The following is a 19,622-nucleotide window of genomic DNA, read 5'->3' as shown; positions in this document are numbered from 1 at the left end:
ACGCCATCGGCGGTGTTTTCTTCTGTCTTACTTGCCGGTCTCGAGTTCGAGCAAGGCGGTCTTGCGCTCGAGCCCGCCAGCGTAACCGGTCAGCGAGCCGTCTGCACCCAGCACGCGGTGGCAGGGCACGATCACGCTGATCGGGTTGCGTCCGACCGCCGCGCCGACCGCGCGCACCGCGGCCGGGTTGCCCACGCGCTGGCTCAGCGCGCCGTAGGTCGTGGTCTCGCCGGCCGGGATGGCCAGCAGCGCCTGCCACACGCCCTGCTGGAAGGCGGTGCCGTGCGACAGGTCGAGCTGCATGTCGAAGTGGCTGCGGCGGCCTGCGAAGTAGTCGCGCAGTTGCGCGGCCGCCTCGACCAGCGCGGGATGGTCGTCCTTCGTCTGCCAGCCCGTGGTGTCGGGCCAGTGGCGCTGGTGGTCGAACCAGACGCCGGCCAGGCCCTGGTCGGTGGCGGCCATCGTGATGCCGCCCAGCGGCGTGTCGGTGTGCGAGGTGTAGATGACGGTGCGTTTGAATTTCATGGTCTTTCAGGCACGGGGCCTGCCGTTGCGAGGTCGGAAGAAGTGGCGGTCGGCGCTACGGCCAATGCCGGTTCGGAGGGCGCGGGCGGCGTGTGCCAGGCCCGCAGCACGGCGTAGCTGCGCCAGGGGCGCCAGGCCTGCGAGGCCTCGCCCGCGGCGCGCGCGGTGGTCACGCCCAGCGCCTTCTGCAGGGCCACGTCGCCGGCGGGAAAGGCGTCGGGCCAGCGCAGCGCGCGCATCGCGATGTACTGCGCGGTCCAGGCGCCGATGCCGGGCAGTTCCTGCAGCGCCGCGAGGGTGGAGGGCACGTCGGCGCCCGCATGCAGCGCCAGCCGGCCCGAGGCCACTTCGCGCGCGATGGCCTGCAGCGCGGCCTGCCGTTGGCGCACGATGCCCAGCTGCCCGAGCGCATCGCCGCTGGCCGCTGCCAGCGCGGCGGGCGTAGGGAACAGGCGGGTCAGGCCGTCGATGGGCGTGTCGATCGCGTCGCCGAAGGCCTCGACCAGCCGCGAGCCCAGCGTGCGCGCCGCGGCGACGGTGATCTGCTGGCCCAACACCGCACGCACCGCGAGTTCGAAGCCGTCGACCGTGCCCGGCACGCGCAGCCCGTCGCCGTGCGGAAAGGCCGAATGCAGCGCGGCGTTGATGGCCATCGGCTCCGCGTCGAGGTCGAACAGGGCGCGTGCGCGGCTGATGACGATCGGCAGCACCGCGGCCAGCGAATCGCTCACGGCCAGCAGCACCTGCTCGCGTTCGAGGTCGAAGCGCAGCTGCAGCCAGCCGGCATGTGCCTGCCCGCCGTGCTGCACGCGCAGCGTGCGCGCCAGCCGCACATAGGTGGGCGTGCTGCCCTTGGCGGGCTCCTTGCCGTCGGCGGTGTGCACGGCCTCCACGCCGCGCAGCGCGCGCCGTGCGAAGAAGCCGAGCATGGCGTTCGCGTCGTAGGGCGGGCGAAAGCCCAGCCGCACCTCGATGGCCTTGCCTTCGCCCCCTTCGGTGCCGCCCGCGCGGCGCAGTGCGCTCGGGTTGAGCCCGTAGTGCTCCACGAAGGCCGCGTTGAAGCGCCGCACGCTCGCGAAGCCGCTGGCCAGCGCCACCTGCGTCATCGGCAGGCGCGTGTCGGCGATGAGCTGCTTGGCGGCCAGCAGGCGACGCGTCTGCAGGTACTGCAGCGGCGACACGCCGAACTGCGCCTCGAAGATGCGCCGCAGGTGGCGGTCGCTCACGCCCAGGCGGGCCGCAATCTGCGCCGCGCCGGGGCCTTCTTCGGACCAGGCATCGGGCTCGTCGATCAAGCGCGCCGCCTGCAAGGCGAGGATGCGCGAGGCATCTTCGGTCGACCAGCTGGCTGCGCGCGGTGCCAGCTCGGGCCGGCAGCGCAGGCAGGGCCGAAAGCCTGCGGCCTCGGCCTGGGCCGCGTGGCGGAAGAAGCGGCAGTTCTCGCGCCGCGGCAGCTTCACGCGGCACACCGGCCGGCAGTAGATGCCGGTGGAGGTCACGGCCGTGAAGAACGAGCCGTCGAAGCGCGCGTCGTGCGTCTTCATCGCCAGGTAGCAGGCGTCGCTCTCGAGCACTTCGGAGGGGGCGTGGGCGGTAGACATGGGGAAATGATACGGTTTCGACTCGTTTCAACTGGCCGTTTTCGGACATCGATGTCTACAACGCGTTGCCTACAATGCCCGACTCCGAACCAACAGTGACCCCGCCCTTCATGCAGCTCAGCGCATCGATCTTCAAGGCCTATGACATCCGCGGCGTCGTGCCCCTCAGTCTCGATGTCGAAGTGGCCGAGGCGCTGGGCCGTGCCTTCGGCAGCGCAGCCCGCGCGGCCGGCGAGACCGCGGTGGCCGTGGGCCGTGACGGCCGCCTGTCGGGCCCGGCGCTGGTGGACGCGCTGATCGACGGCCTGGTCGCCACCGGCGTCGAGGTGATCGACATCGGCGCGGTCACGACCCCGATGCTGTACTTCGCGGCCCACACGTTGTGCACCAGCGGCATCCAGGTCACGGGCAGCCACAACCCGAAGGACTACAACGGCTTCAAGATGGTGCTGGCCGGCCGCGCGATCTACGGCGACGAGATCCAGGGCCTGCGCAAGACCATGGAAGACGGCAGCGCCACGCTGGCGCCCGGCGGCAGCGTGCGCAAGGTTGACGTCACCGACGCCTACGTGCAGCGCATCGTGGGCGACATCAAGCTCGCACGCCCCATGAAGATCGTGGTCGATTCGGGCAACGGCATCGCGGGCGCGACCGCACCGGCCATCTTCCGCGCCATCGGCTGCGACGTGGTCGAGCTGTTCAGCGAGGTCGACGGCAACTTCCCCAACCACCACCCCGATCCGAGCAAGCCCGACAACCTCCGGGACCTGATGGCCGAACTGGCCAAGGGCCAGGCCGAGCTGGGCCTGGCTTTCGACGGCGACGGCGACCGCCTCGGCATCGTCACCAAGGACGGCCAGAACATCTTCCCCGACCGCCAGATGCAGCTCTTTGCGCAGGACGTGCTCTCGCGCGTGCCCGGCGGCACCATCGTCTACGACGTGAAGTGCTCGCAGCGCCTGGCGCCGGCCATCGAGGCCGCGGGCGGCACGCCGATGATCTACAAGACCGGCCACTCGCTCATCAAGGCGAAGATGAAGGAAATCGACTCGCCGCTGGGCGGCGAGATGAGCGGCCACATCTTCTTCAAGGAGCGCTGGTACGGCTTCGACGACGGCACCTACGCCGGCTGCCGCCTGCTCGAGATCCTGAGCAAGCACCCGGACGCGAACGCCGTGCTCAATGCGCTGCCCACCAGCTTCTCGACCCCCGAACTGAACGTCGCCTGCGCCGAAGGCGAGCCGCACGCGCTGGTCGCCCGGCTCGTGCAGAACGCGCGCTTCGACGCGCCCGCCCAGGTCTCGACCATCGACGGCCTGCGCGTGGACTGGCCCGATGGATTCGGGCTGATCCGCGCTTCCAATACCACCCCCGTGCTGGTGCTGCGCTTCGAAGGCCAGACCGAGGCGGCGCTCCAACGCATCGAGACCGAGATGCTTGCGGTGCTGCGAACGGTCAAGCCCGACGCCACGCTGGCCGCTGCTGCCCACTGAAGAACCTGTGCGTTCCCTGCTGCTTCGCCTCTACGGCGTCTTCACCACCGCCGTCCAACCGCTGGTCCGCCGCAAGCTGCGCCGCCGCGCCATCGCCGAGCCCGGCTATGCCGTGGCCGTCGAGGAGCGCTTCGGCCACTACGACGACGCCACCACCGGCTTTGCCCAGTGCTGGGTGCACGCCGTCTCGCTGGGCGAGACGCGCGCCGCCGCCATCCTGATCGCCGAGCTGCGGCGCCAGTACCCGGGCATTCCGATCCTGCTCACGCACGGCACCGCCACGGGCCGCGAAGAGGGCGCCAAGCTGCTCGAGCCCGGCGACACGCAGGTCTGGCAGCCGTGGGACACGCCGGGCGCCGTCGCCCGCTTTCTCGACCGCTTCCAGCCGCGCATCGGCGTGCTGATGGAAACCGAGGTCTGGCCCGAGATGGCCGCCGCCTGCGCCGAGCGCCGCATTCCGCTGGTGCTGGCCAATGCGCGGCTCAACGAGAAATCGCGCGCCGCGGCCGAACGGCTCAGCGGGCTGGCGCGGCCGGCGTACTCGGCGCTCGCCGCCGTCTGGGCGCAGACCGAGGCCGACGCGCACCGGCTGGTGTCGCTGGGCGCCAAGGTGGCCGGGATCTACGGCAACCTCAAGTTCGACGCCACGCCCGACGCGCGGCAACTGGCCACGGCCGTGTCGCTGCGCGAGCACCTGCCGCGCCCGATGGTCGTGCTGGCCAGCTCGCGCGACGGCGAGGAGCGGCTGCTGCTGGAGGTGCTCAAGCGCTTCGGCGCCACCTCGCCGGTGCCGCCCGAGCAGGGCGCGATCCGCTCGATCGCCAAGCGCGTGCACGACGTGCAATGGATGATCGTGCCGCGCCATCCGCAGCGTTTCGACGAAGTGGCGGCGCTCATCGAGGCCGAGGGCTTCGCGGTGGCGCGCCGCAGCGCGGCCGGCCAGCCGGCCGAGGCCGAGATCTGGCTCGGCGATTCGCTGGGCGAGATGGCGCTGTACTACGGCTTGGCCGACGTGGCCTTGCTCGGCGGCAGCTTCGAGCCGCTGGGCGGGCAGAACCTCATCGAGCCGGCGGCCTGCGGCTGCCCGGTGGTCATGGGCCCCTCGACCTTCAACTTCGCCGAGGCGGCGCAGCTGTCGCTCGCGGCAGGCGCGTCGCTGCGCGTCGAGGGCATGGAGCAGGCCGTGACCGCGGCGCTCAAGCTGGTCGAGAACCCCGAGCGTCGTGCGGCGATGGCGCAGGCCGCGCTGGCCTTCTCGTCGTCGAACCGTGGCGCGGCCGAACGCACGGCGGCGGCGGTGCTGGCGATTGCGCAGGCGGCGGAGCCGGTGACGACGCCGGTGGCCGGCGACGACGGCGCGCCGTCCGAAGCGGCGCGGGCCGAACCCACGCTGGATTGAGCGACCCGTTGCCGGGTCAGCGCACCGGCGGGTTCAGGATCACCGGCGGCGGCGGTGCCGACGGCATCGTCGGCGCGGGCGGGTTGAACGGCTGCACCGGCACCGGCGGCACCACTGGAATGGCCGGCGGCGTCACGGGCACCACGGGCGCACCCGTCGTCGCGGCAGGCACCGCAGGCGTGCTTCCGTTGCGCGCCAGCGTCGCGTTGATCGCGTTCATGTCGTCGGTCGTCAGCGTGCCGTTGGCCTGGCGCAGCTTCAGGTTGCCCAGCAGCACGTTGTAGCGCGCCTGCGCGAGGTCGCGCTTGGTCTGGAACAGCTGGCTCTGCGAGTTGAGCACGTCGATGTTGATGCGCACGCCCACCTGATAGCCCAGCTTGTTGGCGTCGAGCGCGCTCTGGCTGGAGGATTCGGCCGCTTCGAGCGCCTTCACCTGGCCGGCGCCCGACACCAGCCCGAGGTAGGCCGCGCGCGTGGCCTGCGCCACGCTGCGGCGCGTGCCCTCGAGCACGCTGCGCGACTGGTCTTCGAGCGCCAGCGTTTCCTTGATGCGGTTCTCGGTGGCAAAGCCCGCGAACAGCGGCAGGTTGAAGGTGACGCCGACCGTGGCGGCGTTGACGCGCGTGCCCACGGTGCTGGTGCTGGTGCCGGTCGGGTTGCGCGTGACGTTGTAGCCCAGGTTGGCGTCCAGCGTGGGCTTGTGGCCGGCCTGCGCCTTCTGCACCTCGAGCCCGGCCACGTCCAGGCCCAGGCGCGCCTGGCGGATCGCCGGGTGCACCTCGTCGGCCTGCGCCACCCAGGCGTTGATGTCGGCGGGTTGCGCGGTCGGCAACACGACCGGCGCGGCCAGCGGCACGGGCACGCTGCCCGGGCGACCGACCAGCTGGTCGAGCACCACCTTCTTGACCTGCAGGTCGTTCTCGGCGGCGATCTCCTGGGCGATCACGAGGTCGTAGCGGGCCTGGGCCTCGCGCGAGTCGGTGATGGTGGAGGTGCCGACCTCGAAATTGCGCTTGGCCGAGGCCAGCTGCTCGGCCACGGCCACCTTCTGCGCGCGCACCAGGGCCAGGCTGTCTTGGCTGGCGAGCACGTCGAAGTAGGCCTGGCTCACGCGCACGATGAGGTCCTGCTCGGCGATGGTGAGCACCGCCTGCGCCACCTCGGCCTGGCGCTTGCCCTGCTCGTAGGTGGCCCAGTTGGCGGGGCGGTACAGCGGCTGCGTGGCGTTGATGCCGACGTTCTGCGTGGTGAAGTCGCGCGAGGCGCTGCTGCCGCGGCCGGTGCCGGTCAGGGTGTCGATGTCCAGGTTGCTGCGGTTCACGCCCGCGGTGAGCCCGACGGCCGGCAGGATGCCCGCCTTGGCCTGCGCGGCGCGCGCCAGGTTGGCCTCGTACTGGGCCCGCGCGCCTTGGTAGGTGGCGTCGAAGCCGCGCGCGGAATCGTAGAGTTCGTTCAGTGTCTGGCCCTGGGCCGGCAGTGCGAGCAGGCTCGCAATGGCGCTTGCGAGGGCTGCGAAAAGAGGCAGAAGCCGGGGCCTGGGAGGCATTGAACGTCCTTGGGAGGGAAAGAATCAGTAGCGCGGCACGCTCGGGTCGTGCTGCGCGGACCAGGCGTCGATGCCCCCCGCCACGTTGGCGAGCGAGTCAAAGCCGTTCTGGTGCAGAAAAGCGGCCACGCGCTGGCTGCGGGCGCCGTGGTGGCACAGGCAGGCGATGCGGGGCGCGGGCTGTCCGTCGCCGGCGGCGAGTTCGGCCAGCCGGCCGGGGATCTCGTTCATCGGGATCGCGACCAGCGTGAAGCCCTGCGGCGCGACGCTCGCCGTCTGCAGCTCCCAGGGCTCGCGCACATCGAGCAGCACGGGGGCGGCGTCGGCGTCCTGTGCGAACCAGGCGGCCAGGTCGGCGGGGCGGACTTGATCGATCATTCGGTGGGCCGCTCGATCAGAAGGCGAAGCGCGAGGGCTCGGGGAAGTTCAGCAGGCGCGGCGCCACGGTGTCCCAGGGCTGGATCGTCTCCCACTTGCTTTCGCTGGTGCGGGTCACGAAATGGGCGCGCATCATGGGCTCGTCGCCGACGATGGCCGACAGGCGGCCGCCGACCTTGAGCGAACCGAGCAGGTTCTGCGGAATGCGCGCGACCGAGCCGCTGAGCACGATCACGTCGAAGCTCGGGCCGCTGGCCAGGGGCACGGCGCCGTCGGCGTGGCGCACTTCGACGTTGGTCACGCCGTTGCTGCGCAGCGTCTCGGCGGCGCGGGCGGCCAGCACGGGGTTGATTTCGAGGGACAGCACCTGGGCCGCGCGGGCGCCGAGCAGGGCGGCCATGAAGCCGGAGCCGGTGCCGATCTCGAGCACCGATTCGTGCTTCTGGATGTGCAGGTCCTGCAGGGTGCGGGCCTCGACCTTGGGCGACAGCATGAATTCGCCGGGCACCGAGCCGTCGAGCAGCGGCAGTTCCATGTCGAAGAAGGACAGCGTGCGGTGCGCGTCGGGCACGTAGTCTTCGCGGTGAATCTCGGCCAGCAGCTCGAGGATGTCCGACTCCAGCACGTCCCAGGGACGGATCTGCTGTTCGATCATGTTGAAGCGCAAGCGCTCGAGGGTGGGCGTGGGGTTCATGGCGTGGCTTTCCTTGAAGGCTCTGGACGGGACAAACCTTCAATTTTAGGTCGCGTCGATGACGCCACCGCGCCAGTCGGCCATCCGATGGCCGTCATGCGGGGCTCCCGGGGCGCACGCACAGGCCGTGAAGCACGGTTTCGCACTGGGTGGCGATGAATTTTTCGGGGTCCAGCGTGCTCACGCCGTCGACGCAGACCATGGCCGAATGCTTCCAGAGCATGAGGAACACCATGGGCGCGACCACCGAGTAGATGGCGTGGTCGATGTCCATGGGCACGAACTCGCCGCGGTCGATGCCGCGTTGCAGGATGCGCCGCAGCAGCTCGTGGCCCGGGCGCACCACCTGCTCGCGGTAGAACTCCGCCAACTCGGGAAAATTGCCGCCTTCGCTCATCATCAGCTTGGTCAGGCCCGAGGCCTTGGTCAGGCCGACGCGCTCCCACCAGACGTTCATGCAGTAGCGCAGCATCTCGGCCGTCGTGCCCTCGAAGGCCTCGAACTCGGCGTTCCACTCTGTGAAACGGCCGCCGAGGTTTTCGATCACCACGGCCTTGAACAGCTCTTCCTTGCTCGGAAAGTAGAGAAAGAGGGTGCCCTTGGACACGCCGGCGCGGGCCGCCACTTCTTCCGAGCGGGTGGCGGCAAAGCCCTTTTCGACGAACAGGTCGAGCGCCGCCGCCAGCAGCTCGCCCGGACGCGCCTCCTTGCGCCGCTCGCGCTTGGACGGCAGCGGGCAGAACTTGTCGACGAGGGAGCGGGGGGAGGCCATGGTGTTAATGACTGACGGGTTAGTAATGTAGTGACCGGCATCCGGCCCGTCAAGCCGCGACAATACCGGTCCCCGCTTTTTCCAACCCACCCGGAGCCGCGCCATGTCTTCCTCACCGTCGCCCACCGAAACCATCGTGCTCGGCGGAGGCTGCTTCTGGTGCACCGAGGCGGTGTTCGACCGGGTGCAGGGCGTGCTGGACGTCGAATCGGGCTACAGCAACGGCCAGACCCTGAACCCGAGCTACGAGCAGATCTGCACCGGCCGCACCGGCCATGCCGAGGTCGTGAAGCTCGAATTCGACCCGGCGCAGATCAGCCTGCGCGAGCTGCTCGAGATCTTCTTCGTGGTGCACGACCCCACCACCCTCAACCGCCAGGGCAACGACGTCGGCACCCAGTACCGCAGCGGCATCTACACCACGAGCGACGCCCAGAAAGAGGTCGCCGACGCTGTCATCCGCGAGATCGAGGCCAGCAAGACCTACAGCTCGCCCGTGGTGACCGAAGTGGCGCCGCTGGCCAACTACTCGACCGCCGAGGCCTACCATCAGGACTACTTCCTGAACCACCCGAACCAGGGCTACTGCGCGTTCGTGGTCGGCCCGAAGGTCGAGAAGTTCCAGAAGACCTTCGCTTCGCGCGTCAAGGCCTGAGTCTCTTTTTTCACGCCCCGTGTCCGCGACCCTGCGCCAGACCCCGACCCGCATGACGCGCGCCACCCGCGCGCTCGTCGTCGCGCTGGCGTTCGCGCTCTGGTTCGCCGGCACGATGGGGCTGATGCACCGTTCGCTGCACGTGCCGGGCCTGCCCGCCGCTGCTGCGGCGGCGCAGGCGCAGGCCGCGCACCGGCACGACAGCGGCCACACGCTGGCCAGCCTGTTCGGCGTGCACGACGACGCCGACTGCCGCCTGTACGACCAGCTGGCGCACGGCACGGGCATGCCCGGCGTGCCGCTGGTGGTGCTGCCGATGCTGCTGCCGGCGGCCACGTTTGCTTATCTGCAGGGCGAAGCCATCGCCCGCTGGGTCGCGCTCTTCGACGCGCGCGGCCCGCCGTCCACTCGCTGAATCCCCCGTGTTCCGGTGGCCGCACCCCCTTCGGGCGGGTGAGGGCGGCCGGTCGTTCCCCGATTCAACGAGTGTTCCTTCTTCATGACCCCCCAATTCCGTCGCAACGCCATCGGCGCTGCCGTTCTTTCGCTCGCCTCGGTGGCGAGCCTGGCCCAGACCGCCGACACCGCCGCCGCCCCGGCCGCTGACGCCACCAGCCTGCGCGAGGTCACCGTCACCGGCAATCCGCTGGGCGCGAGCGACCTGATCGCGCCGACCACCTCGCTGTCGGGCGACCAGCTGCTGCTGCGCTCCGAATCGACGCTGGGCGAAACGCTGAACAACCTGCCCGGCGTGAGCAGCAGCTACTTCGGCCCCAACGCCAGCCGCCCCAGCATCCGCGGGCAGGACGGCGACCGCATCCGCATCCTGCAGAACGGCGGCGGTGCGCCCGACGCCTCGGCGCTGAGCTATGACCACGCGGTGCCCGTCGATGCGCTGGTGACCGAGCGCATCGAGGTGCTGCGCGGCCCCTCGGCGCTGCAGTACGGCGGCAGTGCCGTGGGCGGCGTGGTCAACGTGATCGACAACCGCATCCCGACCGAGTCGATCAACGGCTTCGGCGGCCGTGCCGAGCTGGGCTACGCCAGCGGCAACAAGGAAAAGAGCGGCGGCGTGCTGCTCGAAGGCGGCAACGACCGCTTCGCCCTGCACGTCGACGCCTTCAACCGCGACTCGAAGGACGTGGCGGTGCCGGTCGACCTCGAATGCAGCAAGCCCGGGCGTCTGTCGCTCGCGCGCCGCATCTGCAACTCGCAGAACGAGGCGCACGGCGGCGCGGTCGGCGGCACGCTGTTCTTCAGCCAGGGCTGGATCGGCGCCTCGGCCAGCACCTACCGCAGCAACTACGGCACCGTGGCCGAGGACGACGTGACCATCGGCATGAAGTCCGACCGCTACGCGCTGGAAGGCGAGTGGCGCCCGGGCGGCTTCATCCGCAGCATCCACGCGAAGGTGAGCCGCACCGACTACCGCCACACCGAGTTCGAGGGCCGCGAGGCCGGCACCACCTTCTCGAACCTGAGCAACGACCTGCGCATCGAGGCGCGGCACGAAAAGATCGGCAACCTCGAGGGCCTGGTCGGCTTCAGCCGCGAGACCAACCGCTTCGCCGCCGACGGCTCGGAGGCCTTCGCGCCGCACAGCCGCACGCGCTCCAACGCGCTGTTCCTGCACGAAGAGCTCGGCACCTCGTGGGGCCGCCTGAGCTTCGGCGCGCGCACCGAGAAGGTCACGGTGCGCTCGCTGGGCTACCCCGACGACCTGTCGGTGACGCGCTTCGCCATCGGCGAGCGCACCTTCAACCCGCACAGCGCGGCGTTCGGCGCGCTGGTCAACCTCACGCCACAGTGGCAGCTGACCTCGAACCTGGCCTACACCGAGCGCGCACCGAAGGACTACGAACTGCTCGCGAACGGCCCGCACGTGGCCACGGCGGCCTGGGAAGTGGGCGACCCGAACCTGGGCAAGGAAAAGTCCACCGGCTTCGACCTGGGCGCGCAGTGGAAGTCGGGCCCGAACACGGCCCGTGTGAACGCGTACGTCACGCGTTTTCGCAACTACATCGGCCTGACCGCGTCGGGCCGCACGCTCGACGAGGAAGGGCAGGTCGTCACCGATCCCGAAGCGACCGACACGCTGGCCGAGTACCGCTACGGCGGCATGCGCGCGCGCTTCACCGGCATCGAGGCCAACGGCAACCTGCGACTGCTGGGCACCGACGGCTTCGCGCGCATGGCCGACGCGGGCACGCTCGACCTCGAATGGCGCGGCGACATCGTGCGTGCCAAGAACCTCGACACCGGCGAGCCGCTGCCGCGCATCGCGCCGCTGCGCCTGGGCGCCACGCTGGCCTACGGCAACGGGCCATGGACCGCGCGCGTCGGCTTCGACTACAACGCGGCGCAGCGCCGGGTGCCGAGCGTGGGCGCGCGCGAGACGGACGCGTACACGCTGTGGAACGCGTCCATCAGCTACCGCATGAAGGTGCAGCGCGCCAACCTCACCTGGTACGCGCGCATGGACAACATCGGGAACACGCTGGCCTACACGCCGACCTCGATCCTGACGACCACGGTGTTCCCGAAGGCGCCGCTGCCGGGGCGTTCGCTGAAGGTGGGCCTGCGCGTCACGTTCTGACGTTCCAACCTCTTGAGCGACGGGCGCGCGCTATCCTCGCCGGGTGAATTCGTTCGTCATTTCTTCCCTGCTGCCCGTCGTTCTTCTCATTGCCGCCGGCTACCTTGCCGGACGGCGCCGGTGGATCGGCGGCAATGCGGTGAAAGACCTGTCGAACCTCATCTTCCTGCTGCTCGCGCCCGCGCTGCTGTTTCGCGCCATGAGCACGGTGCACGTGCAGCAGCTGAGCCTGAAGCCCGTGGCGGCGTACTTCATCGCCTCGGGCCTGCTGTTCGCGGCCACGCTCGCGTGGCGCGGCTTCAACCGCACGGGCGCGGTGCTCGCGCTGGCCAACACCTACAGCAACACCGTGATGATCGGCATCGCGCTGATCGGCCTGGCCTACGGCGAGCCCGGCATGGTGGTGCTGCTCACGCTCATCTCGCTGCATTCGCTCGTGCTCATGACCAGCGCCACCGTGGTGCTCGAGCTGGCCGTGGCGCGCGAGCATGCGGCGGTGAGCGGTGCCGACCGGCGCTCCATGGCGCGCACCGTGGGGCGCGCGCTGCGCAACGCCATCATCCATCCGGTGCCGCTGCCCATCATCGCGGGCCTGCTGTTCGCGCAGACGGGCCTCGTGATGCCCGAGGTGATCGACAAGCCGATCCAGCTGCTGGGCCAGGCCTTCGGGCCGGTCGCGCTGGTGATGGTGGGCATCACGCTCGCGCTCACGCCCATCGGGCGCCACTGGCGCGGCGCGCTGGTGCAGGCGCTGGTGAAGAACCTCGTGCACCCGCTGCTGGTGGCGCTCATCGGCTGGCTGCTGGGCGTGCGCGGCATTCCGCTCACCGTGATGGTGGTGGCGGCGGCGCTGCCCATCGGCGCCAACGTGTTCCTGTTCTCGCAGCGCTACCGCAGCGCCGAAGACCTGGTCACGGCCAGCGTGGCGGTGTCGACTGTGTTGGCACTTGGCACGCTCACGCTCGTGATGGTCTGGGTGCAGTGGTTGCCCTGACGGCCCCCATTTCTCCCGCGCTTTTCGCGAACTTTTGCCCGACTGAGCGACAGCGCTAGCCCTATGCCGTTTGGCAGGGGTGGCCGTTTGGTGGGCTGGCGAGCGGCGTTCGCGCCCCTACATTTGCCGGCTGATGACGATCTACCCGGCGCGTGTTTCGCCCCTTGCCCTTGCAGTGACGGCGGTGGTCGCGACGGTGATCGCGCTGCACGGCGCACGCGCGCATGCGGCGGGCGAGGCCAAGCCATGCCGCACGCCCTGCCTGGCCGTTCCCGTGCCGGCGGAGGCGCCGCCGGCCAAGGAAGCGGAGCCCAAGCCCGCCGTCGTGCGGCCGGCGCCGAAGCCACGCCCGCAGATCACCGCCACCGCAGCGCCGGCCCCGGCGCCCGAGGTGCATCGCGAACCCGTCGAGCGGCGCCCCGCGCCTTCGAAACGCTGCAGCGAGATCAACATGCGCGCCGCCGTGGGCGAGCCGCTGTCGGACCAGGACATGACCATTTTGAGGAGCCAGTGCTGATGACCACGACCCACACGAACACAGCGAACACCGCCGCCCCCCGCACCCTGTGGCGCGTGCTGGCGCTGTGCACCGCCACGCTGCTGGCCGCCGCCTGCGCGCACCGCCCCGCGCCCAGCAGCGCCATGCCCTTCGACCAGGCCGTCACCCAGGCGGTCGACGACCTCATGGTGCAGACCCAGAAACTGCCGGCCTTCCTGGCCAAGGTGGAGTCGACGCTGACGCAGCGGCGCATCGTGATCGACCCATTGCTCGAAGGCGCCAGCGGCCAGCAGACCGAGGTGACGCGCGTGGCCGAGCAGCGCATCGTGCAGCGCATGCAGGCGCAGTTCAAGCAGTTCACCGTGACGCCGTTCAACGCCAACGAGATCGGCAACGCGCAGTACGTGCTCAACGGCACGCTGGTGCGCGACAAGGACGCCTCGGGCGCGCCGTACCGGCTGAACCTCGCCATGACCGAGATCAAGAGCGGCATGGTGATCGCGCAGTCGGTCGCGCGCATCAGCGATGCGTCGCTCGACACGCGGCCCACCGCCTTCTTCCGCGACAGCCCCGTGAACGGCAAGGACCGCGGCGTGGAGGGCTACATCCGCACCGCCGAGACGCCGGCCGGGCAGGCCGCCGACGCGCTGTACCTGGAGCGCCTGCCGACCGCCACGGTGCTGCAGGAGGCCACCGCCGCCTACGAGGCCGGCCGCATGAGCGAGGCCCTGAGCCGCTACGAGGCCGCGTCGAAGCGGTCCGATGGTCAGCAGCTGCGCATCTACAGCGGGCTGTACCTCACGCAGTCGCAGCTGGGCCGCACGGCCGACGCTGAGCGCACCTTCGGCACGCTGGCGCGGCTGGGGCTCGAGAGCAACAACCTGAGCGTCAAGTTCCTGTTCAAGCCGGGCTCGACCGACTTCCTGGCCGACCCGAAGATCAGCGCGGCCTACCCGATGTGGCTGCGCCAGATCGCGCGGCAGGCGGCGCAGATCGAGTCGTGCGTGGTGGTCACGGGCCACACGAGCCGCACGGGCTCGGAGGCGGTCAACGAGCGGCTGTCGTTGCAGCGCGCGACCAGCGTCAAGGCGCGGCTGGTGGGCGAGGCGCCGCCGCTGTCGAAGAAGCTGCGCGAAGCCGGCATGGGCTTTCGCGAGAACATCGTCGGCACGGGCGCCGACGATGCGAGCGACGCGCTGGATCGGCGCGTCGAGTTCAAGGTTGCGACTTGCGAGGCTTGAGGCAGGCTTAAGGGGCCAGGCGTTCGCGCACCCAGTCCGCGCCTTCGAGCCTGTAGCGCAGCCGGTCGTGCAGCCGGCTCTTGCGGCCCTGCCAGAACTCCCAGCGGTCGGGCACCAGCCGGAAGCCGCCCCAGTGCGGCGGACGCGGCGGCGAGAGCAGGTGCCTGGCGGCGTACACGGCGGCGTTCTTCACCAGCACGTCGCGCCCACTGATCACTTCGCTCTGCGGGCTGGCCCAGGCGCCGATGCGTGAATCGAGCGGTCGGCTGGCGTAGTAGGTGTCGCTCTCTTCGGCACTGACCCTTTCGACGCGGCCCTCGATGCGCACCACGCGCTCCAGCTCGACCCAATGGAACTGCAGCGAGGCATACGGGTTGCCCGACAGCTCGCGGCCCTTGCGGCTGTCGTAGTTGGTGTACCAGACGATGCCGCGTGCGTCGTAGCCCTTGATGAGCACGATGCGGCTGGACGGCCGCAGGTCGCTGCCCACGGTGCACAGCGTCATCGCGTTGGGCTCGGGGATGTGCGCGTCGACGGCCTCGGTGAGCCAGCGCTCGAACTGCTGGATCGGGTCGGCGGCGCTGCGGGTCTCGTCGAGCTCGGCGCGCTCGTAGCTCTTGCGCAGCGCGGCCAGCGCGTCCTTGGAAAGAGGAGAAGAAGTCATGCCGGGATTGTTGCGCACATACTCGGCCCATGACGACGACAGAGGCGAACTCCCCGACCGTGATCGTGCTGGCCTCGGGCCGTGGCGAGCGTTTCATCGCGGCCGGCGGCACGGGTTCCAAGCTGAAGGCGCTGCTCGCGGGCCGGCCGGTGCTCGAGCGCACGCTCGACGCGGTGCGCGCGAGCGGCCTGCCGTGGCACCTGGAAGACGCGGGGCACCCCGGCATGGGCGATTCGATCGCTGCCGCGGTGCGTGCCACGCCCGACGCGGCGGGCTGGCTGATCCTGCCGGGCGACCTGCCGCTGGTGCAGCCCGCGACGCTGCGGGCGGTGGCCGCCGCGCTTGGTGGGCGGGTGAATGCCGTGCAGCCGCAGTACCGGGGCGAGCGCGGGCATCCCGTGGGCTTTGCGGCGGGCTGCTGGGCGCAGCTGGCGGCGCTGGAGGGGAATCTGGGCGCATCGTCCGTCCTGCGTGCGATGCGTGCCATCGATTCGGTCATCGATCTGGCCGTGGACGATGCCGGCGTCGTGACCGACATCGACACGCCCGAGGCCCTGGCGCGGGCCGAGGCGCTCTGGCAGGCGCGCGCGGGCGCCTGACCGCTCACACTTTTTGCTTAGTTCTGGGCAACGACCGCGCAGAGCACGCGCGGGCCGGAGTTGCCGGCGGGCTGCGTCGTGAAGTCGTCGCGGTCGCGGTGCACCACGAGCGCGCGGCCGCGCACGTTGTTGGCGGCGCCGTCGGTCAGCGAGATCGCGTGGTTCTCGACGCTGAAGCGCGCCACGCCGCTGGCGTCGGCCACGAGGCTGGGCAACTCGCCGGCATGGCTGCCGGGCGCGGAGAACTTGCCGTGCGTGCCGCCGGCCGGGTTGAAGTGGCCGCCCGAGGCGTTGCCGTTGTTGCCGCAGTCGCCCTTTTCATGGATGTGGAAACCGTGCTCGCTGCCCGGCGCCAGGCCGCGCACCTCGCCGGACACGCGCACGCCGTGGTCGAGTGCGGTGAGCGTCACCGAGCCGCGCGCGGGGTTGGGCGTGACGGCGGCGGTCGGCGTCAGCTCGACCGTGGTGCTCGGCTTGCCGCCCATGCTGCCGCAGGCGGCGAGCACGGCAGTGGCGAGGAGGGCGGTGCCCGTGGCGAGGAGACGGCGATGGATCATTGGTTTTCCTTGTTGATGAACGGGGTGGAGGGTTGAGAGGACGCGGTGTCCGAAGACCCCGCAACGTATACCGGAGCCGGGGCTGTCCCGCAATCGGCGGGTGTCTGAAATGGCGGCTCGGCGGCCAGCGCCACCAGCCGGGCCAGCGCCGCGTCGTGGATCGCGTGGCGCTGCAGCTCGAGCAGGGTCTGGCGCGCGTAGTCGAGTGAGCTGCCGTAGCGGCCCACGGCATTCGCGAAGATGTGGCGGTAGCGCTCGTCGCTGAGCTCGCCCGTGAAGTTGGGGCTGCGCCGCGACAGCGTGAAGGCCAGCGCGCGCACCGGCCCTTCGGCGGTGCCGCATTGCAGCCACTTGGGGTCGTACACGCCGGTCGGCATCTCGCGCAGCCAGAGGCGCTTGAGCGTCTCCAGGCCCTCGGCCTTCGGCACGCGGAACACCACGCCCCGGCAGCTGCCGCCCGAGAGCAGCCCGAACACCAGGCCCGGCGTCTGCACGCTGCCGCGGTTGACGCGGCTCCACATCTTGAGCGCGCGGTGCCAGCCGTGCACCGAGGCCGCGCGCCGTTCCGCAAAGCCGAATTCGGGCCGCCAGATCAGCGAGCCGTAGCCGAACAGCCAGAGATCGTCGCGCCCGCCCCAGTCGGCGATCGCGCGTTCCAGCATCGGCTGCGGGTCGCGCAACGGACGGGGCATGGGGTCGAGACCCGGCGGACCGGGGTCCGGCGCGCCGGCTGACACGGGGGTGTCGGGGGTGGCGCCTACAATTTCGTGATCATGGTTCACCGCACCATTATTTACCGACCCCTTTCCTACGGAGATCGCGCTTCCATGAACAACGACGACAGCCAGCAGAATTTCGCCCTCGGCTTCCTGGTGGCATTGATCATGCTCGTGATCATGTTCGTGATCGGTGTCGCCTTCTGGCACAAGGGCCTGGGCGCGACGGCCGCGCAGGCCAAGCCCGCTGTCGCGGCTTCGGCGCCGGCACCGGGCGGCGCGGTGCAGGTGACCGAAGTCACCGAGACCGTCACCGTGGTGATCCCCGACGGCGCCAGCATCCGCGTGGTCGGCGGCGTGGTGAACTTCTACTTCGCGACCGGCAGCGCCGACCTCGCACCGGGCGCGGCCGAGGCGCTGGCCCTGGTCATCAAGGGCGTCGAGGGCGGCCGCAAGGCCGTGGTCTCGGGCTTCCACGACACCACCGGCGATGCCGCCGTGAACGAGGAACTGGCCAAGAAGCGCGCCCAGATGGTGCGCGAGGTGCTGGCGGGCCTGGGCGTGCCGGCCGAGAAGATCGACCTGCAAAAGCCCGCCGTCACCGCCGGATCGGGCAACAACGCCGAGGCGCGCCGCGTCGAAGTCCGGCTGGTCGACTGAGCAATCCGGCCTTTTGCATCTCCATCAAAAAACCCGGCATGGCCGGGTTTTTTTGTGCCTGCACGCAGCCGGGTGCATGCCTGAGTAATTTCGTATCGTTCTGCGGCCTGATTTCATCGGGGCGTCGCGCTCGAATTGGTACGATGGGCCTCCAGGCCCACAGTCGCGCCGGCGACACGCAGCAAGAGCCAACTTCCCCATGAGCAGCACACACCCCACCGTCCGCGACGTCACCGATCGCATCCGCGCGCGCAGCCGCGACACGCGCAGCACCTACCTCACGCGCCTGGCCGAGATCCGCGCCCGCGACCGCGGCTCCGATCGCATGGGCTGCGCCAACGTGGCGCACGCCGTGGCCGGCATCCCGGCCAACGACAAGTTCAAGGTGGTGGCCGAGCGCGCGCCCAACCTGGGCATCGTCACCGCCTACAACGACATGCTCTCGGCCCACGCGCCGTACCAGGGCTACCCGGACATCATCAAGCACGAGGCCCGCCGCCACGGCGCCACCGCGCAGGTCGCCGGCGGCGTGCCCGCCATGTGCGACGGCGTCACGCAGGGCACGCCCGGCATGGAACTGAGTCTGTTCAGCCGCGACCTGATCGCCATGAGCACTGCGGTGGCGCTCACGCACGACATGTTCGACGGCGCCCTGATGCTCGGCGTGTGCGACAAGATCGTGCCGGGCCTGCTGATCGGCGCGCTGCACTTCGGCCACCTGCCCACCGTCTTCGTGCCCGCCGGGCCGATGCCCTCGGGCCTGTCGAACACCGCCAAGTCGAAGGTGCGCGAGCAGGCGGCGCAGGGCCTCGTGGGCCGCCAGGGCCTGCTCGAGGCCGAGATGGCCGCCTATCACACGGTCGGCACCTGCACCTTCTACGGCACCGCCAACAGCAACCAGATGCTGCTCGAGGCCATGGGCCTGCACGTGCCGGGCACCGCCTTCATCCAGCCCGGCGACGCCATGCGCGAGACGCTCACGCGCGAGGCCGTGCGTTCGGTGCTCGGCAAGGCGAGCGACACGGCCTTCAACTGTCCGCCCATCGGCGAAATGGTCGACGAGCGCTGCATCGTCAACGCCATGGTCGCGCTGCTGGCCACGGGCGGCTCCACCAACCACCTGATCCACTGGGTGGCCGTGGCGCGCGCTGCGGGCATCCTCATCGACTGGGACGACTTCTCCCAGCTGTCCGACGTGGTGCCGCTGCTCACGCGCGTGTACCCCAACGGCAGCGCCGACGTGAACGAGTTCCAGGCCTGCGGCGGCCCGGGCTTCGTGATCGGTGAGCTGGTCGAGGCTGGTCTGATGCACGCCGACGTGCTCACGGTGCGCGCCGGCGGCATCCGCGAATTCGCCAACATCCCGTCGCTGGCCGGCGAGAACACCCTGCAATGGACGCCCGCTGCACCGCTGCAGAAAGAAGCCGTCACGCGCCCGGTGGCCAGCCCCTTCAGCGCCACCGGCGGCCTCAAGCTGCTCAGCGGCAACCTGGGACGCAGCGTGATCAAGGTGTCGTCGGTGCCCGACGACCGCCATGTCATCGAGGCGCCCGCGCGCGTGTTCGACTCGCAGGCCGCGCTGCAAAAAGCGTTCACGGCCGGCGAGCTGGAGCGAGACGTGGTCTGCGTGGTGCGCTGGCAGGGCCCGCAGGCCAACGGCATGCCCGAGCTGCACAAGCTCACGCCGCCGCTGTCGGTGTTGCAGGGCAAGGGCTTCCGCGTGGCACTGGTCACCGACGGCCGCATGAGCGGTGCCTCGGGCAAGATCCCCGCGGCCATCCACGTGTCGCCCGAAGCCGCTGCCGGCGGCCCGCTGGCCAAGGTGCGCGACGGCGACCTGATCCGCCTCGACGCCGTAGCGGGTACGCTCGCCGTGTTGCTGCCCGAAGACGAATGGGCCGCGCGCGAGACCGCGACGCTGTCCGACGCGCAACGCATCGCGGACGGGCACGGCCTGGGCCGCGAACTGTTCGCCGGCATGCGCCGCAACGCCCTGACCGCCGAAGAGGGCGCCTGCACCTGGATGTGACGGG

Annotated in this window: 20 protein-coding genes; 11 read left to right on the top strand and 9 right to left on the bottom strand. The window is 70.4% G+C overall.

Features of this window, described 5'->3' with window-relative positions:
• Positions 1–27: 27 nt before the first annotated feature.
• Complete coding sequence (locus FFI97_RS03735; protein ID WP_139702894.1) at positions 28–525, bottom strand: methylated-DNA--[protein]-cysteine S-methyltransferase; 498 nt, start codon at positions 523–525, stop codon at positions 28–30.
• Complete coding sequence (locus FFI97_RS03730; protein WP_139702893.1) at positions 522–2,126, bottom strand: DNA-3-methyladenine glycosylase 2 family protein; 1,605 nt, start codon at positions 2,124–2,126, stop codon at positions 522–524. The genes FFI97_RS03735 and FFI97_RS03730 overlap by 4 nt, the downstream gene beginning before the upstream one ends.
• A gap of 110 nt (positions 2,127–2,236) precedes the next feature.
• On the opposite strand from FFI97_RS03730, the gene FFI97_RS03725 reads away from it, so the two are divergent.
• Both FFI97_RS03725 and FFI97_RS03720 read left to right on the top strand, forming a co-directional pair.
• Complete coding sequence (locus FFI97_RS03725; RefSeq protein WP_095746279.1) at positions 2,237–3,619, top strand: phosphomannomutase/phosphoglucomutase; 1,383 nt, start codon at positions 2,237–2,239, stop codon at positions 3,617–3,619.
• Positions 3,620–3,626: 7 nt separating this feature from the next.
• Positions 3,627–5,018 carry a 3-deoxy-D-manno-octulosonic acid transferase gene (locus FFI97_RS03720; RefSeq protein ID WP_139702892.1) on the top strand — a complete coding sequence of 464 codons (1,392 nt, stop codon included), beginning with the start codon at positions 3,627–3,629 and terminating at the stop codon, positions 5,016–5,018.
• Between the two features lie 16 nt (positions 5,019–5,034).
• Here FFI97_RS03720 and FFI97_RS03715 read toward each other — a convergent pair whose 3' ends face one another.
• The 4 genes from FFI97_RS03715 to FFI97_RS03700 all read right to left on the bottom strand — a co-directional run bounded on the left by FFI97_RS03715 (position 5,035) and on the right by FFI97_RS03700 (position 8,408).
• Positions 5,035–6,564 (bottom strand): TolC family outer membrane protein, encoded by a 1,530-nt coding sequence (locus tag FFI97_RS03715; RefSeq protein WP_139702891.1) that lies wholly within the window; start codon positions 6,562–6,564, stop codon positions 5,035–5,037.
• A gap of 24 nt (positions 6,565–6,588) precedes the next feature.
• Positions 6,589–6,942, bottom strand: a complete 354-nt coding sequence (locus FFI97_RS03710; RefSeq protein ID WP_070062458.1) for a rhodanese-like domain-containing protein — start codon at positions 6,940–6,942, stop codon at positions 6,589–6,591.
• Positions 6,943–6,958: 16 nt separating this feature from the next.
• Positions 6,959–7,636: a protein-L-isoaspartate O-methyltransferase family protein gene (locus FFI97_RS03705; RefSeq protein WP_062469799.1), complete on the bottom strand. Its 678-nt coding sequence runs from the start codon at positions 7,634–7,636 to the stop codon at positions 6,959–6,961.
• Positions 7,637–7,730: 94 nt separating this feature from the next.
• Positions 7,731–8,408: a TetR/AcrR family transcriptional regulator gene (locus FFI97_RS03700; RefSeq protein ID WP_095746275.1), complete on the bottom strand. Its 678-nt coding sequence runs from the start codon at positions 8,406–8,408 to the stop codon at positions 7,731–7,733.
• Positions 8,409–8,511: 103 nt separating this feature from the next.
• Between FFI97_RS03700 and msrA the strand changes: the two genes are divergently transcribed.
• The 6 genes from msrA (at position 8,512) to FFI97_RS03670 (ending at position 14,393) form a co-directional block, all read left to right on the top strand.
• Complete coding sequence (msrA, locus tag FFI97_RS03695) at positions 8,512–9,063, top strand: peptide-methionine (S)-S-oxide reductase MsrA (RefSeq protein ID WP_139702890.1); 552 nt, start codon at positions 8,512–8,514, stop codon at positions 9,061–9,063.
• 52 nt (positions 9,064–9,115) lie between these two features.
• Positions 9,116–9,478: a hypothetical protein gene (locus FFI97_RS03690; protein ID WP_139702889.1), complete on the top strand. Its 363-nt coding sequence runs from the start codon at positions 9,116–9,118 to the stop codon at positions 9,476–9,478.
• Between the two features lie 84 nt (positions 9,479–9,562).
• Positions 9,563–11,659 (top strand): TonB-dependent receptor, encoded by a 2,097-nt coding sequence (locus FFI97_RS03685; protein ID WP_139702888.1) that lies wholly within the window; start codon positions 9,563–9,565, stop codon positions 11,657–11,659.
• Positions 11,660–11,702: 43 nt separating this feature from the next.
• Positions 11,703–12,653, top strand: a complete 951-nt coding sequence (locus tag FFI97_RS03680) for an AEC family transporter (RefSeq protein ID WP_139702887.1) — start codon at positions 11,703–11,705, stop codon at positions 12,651–12,653.
• 133 nt (positions 12,654–12,786) lie between these two features.
• Complete coding sequence (locus FFI97_RS33555; RefSeq protein WP_185993553.1) at positions 12,787–13,170, top strand: hypothetical protein; 384 nt, start codon at positions 12,787–12,789, stop codon at positions 13,168–13,170.
• Positions 13,170–14,393 carry an OmpA family protein gene (locus FFI97_RS03670; RefSeq protein WP_139702885.1) on the top strand — a complete coding sequence of 408 codons (1,224 nt, stop codon included), beginning with the start codon at positions 13,170–13,172 and terminating at the stop codon, positions 14,391–14,393. The genes FFI97_RS33555 and FFI97_RS03670 overlap by 1 nt, the downstream gene beginning before the upstream one ends.
• Before the next feature lie 7 nt (positions 14,394–14,400).
• On the opposite strand, the gene pdxH is transcribed toward FFI97_RS03670, so the two are convergent.
• Complete coding sequence (gene pdxH / locus FFI97_RS03665) at positions 14,401–15,057, bottom strand: pyridoxamine 5'-phosphate oxidase (RefSeq protein WP_139702884.1); 657 nt, start codon at positions 15,055–15,057, stop codon at positions 14,401–14,403.
• A 29-nt stretch (positions 15,058–15,086) separates the two neighbouring features.
• On the opposite strand from pdxH, the gene FFI97_RS03660 reads away from it, so the two are divergent.
• Positions 15,087–15,656, top strand: coding sequence for an NTP transferase domain-containing protein (locus FFI97_RS03660; protein WP_139702883.1), 570 nt, complete (start codon positions 15,087–15,089; stop codon positions 15,654–15,656).
• 17 nt (positions 15,657–15,673) lie between these two features.
• Here FFI97_RS03660 and FFI97_RS03655 read toward each other — a convergent pair whose 3' ends face one another.
• Both FFI97_RS03655 and FFI97_RS03650 read right to left on the bottom strand, forming a co-directional pair.
• Positions 15,674–16,213 (bottom strand): superoxide dismutase family protein, encoded by a 540-nt coding sequence (locus FFI97_RS03655; protein ID WP_095949020.1) that lies wholly within the window; start codon positions 16,211–16,213, stop codon positions 15,674–15,676.
• Positions 16,210–16,905: a gamma-glutamylcyclotransferase gene (locus FFI97_RS03650; RefSeq protein ID WP_062480152.1), complete on the bottom strand. Its 696-nt coding sequence runs from the start codon at positions 16,903–16,905 to the stop codon at positions 16,210–16,212. The genes FFI97_RS03655 and FFI97_RS03650 overlap by 4 nt, the downstream gene beginning before the upstream one ends.
• A gap of 135 nt (positions 16,906–17,040) precedes the next feature.
• On the opposite strand from FFI97_RS03650, the gene FFI97_RS03645 reads away from it, so the two are divergent.
• The gene (locus FFI97_RS03645) at positions 17,041–17,589 is read left to right on the top strand and encodes an OmpA family protein (protein ID WP_139702882.1); all 549 of its coding nucleotides are present in this window, start codon (positions 17,041–17,043) and stop codon (positions 17,587–17,589) included.
• 199 nt (positions 17,590–17,788) lie between these two features.
• On the top strand, positions 17,789–19,618 hold the full coding sequence (gene edd, locus FFI97_RS03640; RefSeq protein WP_139702881.1) for a phosphogluconate dehydratase: 1,830 nt from the start codon (positions 17,789–17,791) through the stop codon (positions 19,616–19,618).
• The last annotated feature ends 4 nt before the right edge of the window (positions 19,619–19,622 follow it).

Origin of the sequence: Variovorax sp. KBS0712 (genome assembly GCF_006323185.2) — a bacterium.
Classification (GTDB): domain Bacteria; phylum Pseudomonadota; class Gammaproteobacteria; order Burkholderiales; family Burkholderiaceae_C; genus Variovorax; species Variovorax boronicumulans.
This window is presented reverse-complemented; position numbering and strand designations above follow the sequence as displayed.